This is a genomic window from Acidovorax sp. HMWF018, from assembly GCF_003061035.1.
GTDB classification, from domain to species: domain Bacteria; phylum Pseudomonadota; class Gammaproteobacteria; order Burkholderiales; family Burkholderiaceae_C; genus Acidovorax; species Acidovorax delafieldii.
The window spans coordinates 1-6,373 of sequence record NZ_QAIM01000420.1 but is presented as its reverse complement, the minus strand read 5'-3'; the positions used below and the strand labels follow the sequence as shown (position 1 = coordinate 6,373).

The window sequence follows — 6,373 nt, the reverse complement described above, 5'->3', positions numbered from 1 at the left end:
GTCCAGCGCATCCTGCACGGGCCAGGGTTCCTTGTAGGGGCGGCGGGTGGTGAGCGCATCGAACACATCGGCCACCGCCACGATGCGCGCCGACACCGGGATGGCCTCGCCCGCCAGGCCGCGCGGGTAGCCGCTGCCGTCCCACTTTTCGTGGTGGGCCAGCGCAATCTCACGGGCCAGCTGCAGCACGCCGGACGGGTGCTCGCCAATGATCTCGGCGCCGATCTCGGGGTGGCGGCGCATGGTGTCCCACTCATCGGCGTTCAGCGGGCCGGGCTTGCGCAGCACGGCGTCGGGGATGCCGATCTTGCCCACGTCGTGCATGGGCGCGGCGTTGAGCAGGTCTTCGGCCCAGGCCTGGCTGTGGCCGGCAGCCAGGGCCAGCAGCTGGGCAAAGTGGCTCATGCGGATCACATGCATGCCGGTTTCGTTGTCCTTGTACTCGGCCGCGCGGCCCAGGCGCTGCACGATCTGCAGGCGGGTTTCGCGCAGCTCGTCCATGCGCACCAGCGACAGGTGGGTGCGCACCCGCGCGCGCACCACGGGCGGGCTGACGGGCTTGGTGATGTAGTCCACCGCGCCCGCGTCAAACCCGGCAGTTTCGTCCTGGCTGTCGGTGAGGGCGGTGATGAAGATCACCGGGATGGAGGCGGTGGCGGCATCGGCCTTGAGCGCGCGGCACACGGCATAGCCGTCCAGGTTCGGCATCATGATGTCAAGCAGCACCAGGTCGGGCCGCTGCTCGCGCGCCACCTGCAGCGCACGTTCACCGTCGGTGGCAAACAGCAGGCGGTAGTCGGACTGCAGGATGTGGCGCAGCACCTGCAGGTTGGTGGGCTCGTCGTCCACCAGCAACAGGCGGGGCCGCTGGTCAGGGGCCGGTGTCATGCGGGGTTCTCCAGGGGTTCGTCCAGCCAGTGCGTGCGCAGCTGCTGCAACTGCACCCCGGCCTGGTCAAAGTCAAAGCGGTCGATGGCCTCTTGCAGGCGCTCGGTGGCATCTGCAGGCAGCAGCTGCATCAGCAGGTCCAGCGGCGGCTGGGCCAACTCGGACTGTGCCAGGGCCTGCTGCAGCGCCTGCGCGGCGTCCCGGGCCTGCTGGCGTTGGTCTGCGGTCAGCGGTGCGTGCTGGCCCACGCCGGGGGCGGGCGCTGCGGCGGCCTCGGCCTCGTGGGCCAGGGCCTGCTCCACGGCCTGCAACGCGGCGGGCAGGGCGGTCACCAGCGGCTGCAGTGCCGTGCGGTCCAGGCTGTGGGCCGCTTCCTCGATGCGCTGCGCCAGCGTTTGCAAGGGGCCCAGCGCCAGGTTGCCCGCTGCACCGCGCAGGCGGTGGGCCAGCGCACGGGCAGCGTCCATGTCGGGCTGCGCCACCAGGGCCTGCAAGGTGGCGGGGGTGGCAGCATGGTCGGTCAAAAGACGCGCCACGGCATCGCGCAACAGCGCACGCTGGCCCCAGAGGCGGGTGCCGCGCTCCCAGTCCACCGCAGCGACGGTGGCGTGGGGGACCGGTGGCATGTCGGTGGCGCGCGTCAAGGTCTGCAGGCTGCTCCACCCCGATGTGGAGGTGTCGGACTGCAGATGCAGCACGCGGGCGATCTCGCGGAACAGGCGGGCGGGCTCCAGCGGCTTGCTCGCAAAGCCGTCCATGCCCGCAGCGCGTGCGTTGCGCCGGTCCTGCTCCAGCACGCTGGCCGACAGCGCGATCACCGGCACCGGCTTGCGCCGTTGCGCCTGCTCGAACGCACGGATGCGGCGCGTGGCCTCCAGGCCGTCCATGCCGGGCATCTGCAAGTCCATCAGCACCACATCGAAGCGCCCGCCTTCGTAGGCGGCGACAGCGCTTTCGCCATCCCGCGCCACGGTCACCTGGTGGCGCCCCCGGTCCAGGTGGATCTGCAGCAGCTCGATGTTGGCCGGCACATCGTCCACCACCAGCATGCGCAGCGGCGGCAGCTGCACCGCATGGCTCACGGTGGCCACTGCCGCCGTCGCCTGGCCCACCGGCAAAGGTACACAGACGGTGAACGTGGTGCCCACACCCAGGGTGCTGCGCACGCTGATGCTGCCGCCCATCAGCTCCACGAGCTGGCGCGAGATGGTGGTGCCCAGGCCGGTGCCACCGAACTGCCGGGTGGTGGAAGCGTCGGCCTGCGCAAAGGGGTCGAAGATGCGCTCCAGGTGCTGCGCCGCGATGCCGATGCCGGTGTCCTCCACCTCCATCACCAGCGTGCCGTCGTGGTAGTCCAGCCGCAGCAGTACATGGCCGCGCTCGGTGAACTTGAGCGCGTTGCCCAGCAGGTTCAGCAGCACCTGCTGCAGGCGCAGTGCATCGCCCCGCAGGTAGGGCGGCACCCGGTCGTCCGTCAGGCACTGCAGCGCGAGCCCCTTCTTGCCCGCATGGATGCGCAACGAGGCGAGGATCTGGTCGCACACCTCTTGCAGCGAGAAGTCCGCAATCTCCAGTTCCACCGCGCCTTTTTCGAGTTTGGCTGTGTCCAGGATGTCATTGAGCAGGCGCAGCATGGAGCGCGCCGCATGCTGCACGGTGCCCAGGTGGCGGCGCTGCTGCGCGTCCATGGGGGTGTCGAGCAGGGCCTCGGTGAAGCCGATGATGGCGTTCATGGGCGTGCGGATCTCGTGGCTCATGTTGGCCAGGAAGGTGCTGCGCGCGGCGGCAGCCTGCTCGGCACGCTCCTTGGCGGCGCGCAGCTCTTGCTCCATGGCACGGCGCTGGGTGAGGTCGGTCGCAAACTTGACGACCTTGAACGGCTGGCCTTGCGCGTCGAAGATGGGGTTGTAGGTGGCCTGGATCCAGATGCGCCGCCCGTCCTTGCCCAGTCGCTGATATTCACCGCCATCAAGCTGGCCAGCTCGCAGTTGCTCCCAGAACTGCGCGTACGCCTCGGTCTGCGCGTAGGCGGGCTCGCAGAACATGCGGTGGTGCTGGCCCACGATCTCTTCCAGCCGGTAGCCCATGAGTTCTCGAAAGTTGGCGTTGGCGTTGAGCACATGGCCCTGCATGTCGAACTCCACCACCGAGAGCGCACGGTTGATGGCACGCACCGTGCTCTCGAACTCGGCGTTGCGCTCGCGAAAGACGGTCATGTCCATGATGACGCCGTCGATCCACAGCACCTGGCCGTCATCGCCGACCACGGGGCGGCCGCTTTCCGACACCCAGCGCAGGCGCCCATCACGGTCCCGCAGGCCAAACTCCACGTGGTAGGGTCGGTGCTCCTGGATGGCCACGGAGACTTCCGCCCACAGGCGGTCCACCTCTTCGGGCAGCGTGAGCTGGGTGAAGTTGATACGGCCGTCCAGAAAGTCCTGCGGCAACCAGCCCGTGAGTGCGGTCACCGCATCGCTGACGAACAGCATGGTCCAGTCGGCATCGTGGCGGCAGCGGAAAGTGACGCCCGGAATGTTGGCCATGAGCGAGCGCAGGCGCTGCTCGCTGGCCTGCAGCTCCTGCTCCATGGCGCGGCGCTGTGTTAGGTCGCTGATGAAGCCCACGAACACCGGCGCGCCATCCAGCGGCACACGGCCTATGGCAATGCGGATGGGCACGGTGCTGCCGTCGGGCCGCAGGGCCAGCACCTCGCGGCTGTTGGCGCCGACCACGCCACCGCCCTGGCCTTGCAGGTAGCGCTGCAGGTAGGTGTCGTGGCGCGAGCGGTCGGGCTCGGGCATGAGCATGGACACGTTCTGGCCCACCACTTCGTCGTGACGCCAGCCCAGGATGCGCTCGGCCGCTGCGTTGAAGGACTGCACGCGGCCCTGCGCATCGATCATCACCATGCCGTCCACGGCCGTGTCGGCAATGGCGCGCAAGCGGGACTCGCTCTGGCGCATCTGCAGGAACATCTGCCGGTAACGCAAGCCAGCGTTGATGGCGATCACCAGCAGCCCGATACCCGACGCCACTGCAGCAACGGCCAGTGCCAGGGGCGCGCCATCGGCCGCAGTCAGCAGTTCCAGCTCGTTGGGGGCGTCAATGAAACGCAAGGCCGCCATGCCGGTGTAGTGCATGCCCGCAATCGCCAGCCCCATGACGACACCGGCCACCGCATTGAGCCAACGGGCACGCCAGCGCACCACGCGCTCCAGCCCAAACCGCACCCACAGAGCCACGATGGCCAGCAGCACCGCCACCAGCACCGAGGCGGCAAACCCCCAGGGGTCGTAGCGCATGACCGGCGCCCACTGCGACGCCGCCATGCCGATGTAGTGCATGGCGCCAATGCCGGCGCCCACCAGCACCCCGCCCACCACCAGGGCGGTGCGGCTGATCTCGCGGCGCATCAGCAAGCCCAGCGCCACCCACGACGCGCCCACGCTGGGCAGCAGGGACAGCACGGTGGTCCACGCATCAAACTGGCCCCGCGCGCACACCGTGAAGGCCAGCATGCCGATGAAGTGCATGGACCAGATGCCGCCGCCCAGCGCCATCGCCCCGGACCCCCGCGCCATCTGGCGCATGAACCGGGTGTCGGCGCGCCGGGCCAGGCCCGCCATCTGCAGCGCCAGCACGGAGGCCAGCACCGCCATGCCCACCGACAGCGTCACCAGCCAGGGATCGTGCTGCGCCCAAAGCAGCGGATAGGGCTGTGCGTCAGAAAGGAAAAAAAGGTCCAGCATCGGGGGCGCCCACGGCGATCAGGTCTTGACAGCTTTGTAGCCGATTGTGCTGCCCATGCCAGCGGGCAGAACCCCTGCAAATTGCTCGGCGAATGCCTGTTGGAGCCCTGGCAAACGGCGACTCAATGCGCCACCACCTTGCCCCATTCGCGCTCGTAGCTGTGCACCAGCGCCTGGTTGGACAGGCGGTTCACGTCGGCCGGCACCCGCGCCATGTCGAGCGGAAAGTCGAACAGCAGCGGCAGCAACGGGGCGCTCAGGAACCGGAGCCCGGGGGGAAGGGCGTCGGGCAGGCGCCACGGCCTGCGGCTGGCGATGACATAGCCCCATTCGCCAAAGCTGGGCACATGGGCGTGGTAGGGCGCTGTCGAGAGGCCCACGGATTCGATGGTCTGCACCACCGTCCAGAAGCTCTGGCGCGCCACCAGCGGCGAGGTGGTCTGCACCACGGCGTAGCCACTGGCCGCCAGCCGCTTGTCCAGCAACGCATAAAAGCTGTTGGTGTATAGCTTGCCGATGGAGAAGTTGGTGGGATCGGGGAAGTCCACCACGATCACGTCAAAAAGGTCCGTCCCCTGCTGCAGCCACCCAAAGGCATCGGTGTTGACGATGGTCACCTTGGGGTTTTGCAGCGCGTGGCCGTTGAGCTTTGCCAGCGTGGGGTTCTCGCTGAAGATGCGCGTCATGGCCGGGTCCAGCTCGACCAGGGTGACGGACTCGACCGAGGGGTACTTGAGGATCTCGCGCACCGCCATGCCGTCGCCGCCGCCCAGCACCGCCACCCGCTTGGGCGCCCCATGCGCGGCCATGGCGGGGTGCACCAGGGCCTCGTGGTAGCGGTATTCGTCGGACTCGGAGAACTGCAGGTTGCCGTTGAGGTACAGCCGGTGGCCATAGCGGCCCTGCGTGACCACAATGCGCTGGTAGGGCGTGGCCGTGGTGAAGATGATGCGGTCCTGGTAGAACTTGTCTTCGGCAAAGCTCGTGATCTGCTCAGACCCCGCCAGTCCCGCCAGCAACAGGCCCACCACCATCAGGCAGGCGAACAAATGGGCTTGGAGGCGCCGCAGCTCATGCCGGAACAGCCACACCGCCCACAGCGCCACGGCGGCATTCATCAGCCCGAACAGCAGCCCGGTGCGGATGAGCCCCAGGTGCGGCACCAGCAGCAGCGGAAACGCCAGCGACACCGCCAGCGCGCCCAGGTAGTCGAACGTGAGCACCTGCGAGACCAGATCCTTGAGCACCACGTTGCGTTTGAGGATGCGCATGACCAGCGGAATCTCCAACCCCACCAGCGTGCCCACCATCAGCACCATGCCATACAGCAGAAACCGGAACGCGCCCGGTGCATACGCATTGGCGAGGAACAGCGTGGCGGGCAGCGCGCCGCCGATCAGCGCCACCAGCAGCTCGATGCGCAGGAAGTGCGCGGGCAGCTGCCGCTCAAAGTAGCGCGACAGCCACGAGCCCAGGCCCATGGCAAACAGGTAGGTGCCGATGATGGTGCTGAACTGCAGCACCGAGTCGCCCAGGACATAGGACGCCAGCGCCCCCGCCGCCAGCTCGTACAAAAGGCCGCAGGCAGCCACGACGAACACGCTGATGAGCAGCGCGATGTCGATGGGGCGTGGGCCGGGGGATCGGGGCAGCGCCGCGGGCGCTGGCTCGGTAGGGGACAAGGTGGGAGGCGACAAGGCGGCTGTCAGCGCACCCTGCGGGGTGCGCTGCTACGT

At 68.4% G+C, this 6,373-nt stretch carries 3 protein-coding genes; all 3 read right to left on the bottom strand.

Annotated features, from left to right (window positions below; genetic code table 11):
• On the bottom strand, positions 1–888 hold an 888-nt coding region (locus DBR23_RS17200; protein WP_108499055.1), incomplete at its 3' end, for an HD domain-containing phosphohydrolase.
• Positions 885–4,637 (bottom strand): PAS domain S-box protein, encoded by a 3,753-nt coding sequence (locus tag DBR23_RS17195; RefSeq protein WP_108499053.1) that lies wholly within the window; start codon positions 4,635–4,637, stop codon positions 885–887. The genes DBR23_RS17195 and DBR23_RS17200, both read right to left, overlap by 4 nt.
• A 122-nt stretch (positions 4,638–4,759) precedes the next feature.
• Positions 4,760–6,319: a polyamine aminopropyltransferase gene (locus DBR23_RS17190; RefSeq protein ID WP_233250523.1), complete on the bottom strand. Its 1,560-nt coding sequence runs from the start codon at positions 6,317–6,319 to the stop codon at positions 4,760–4,762.
• Positions 6,320–6,373 lie beyond the last annotated feature (54 nt).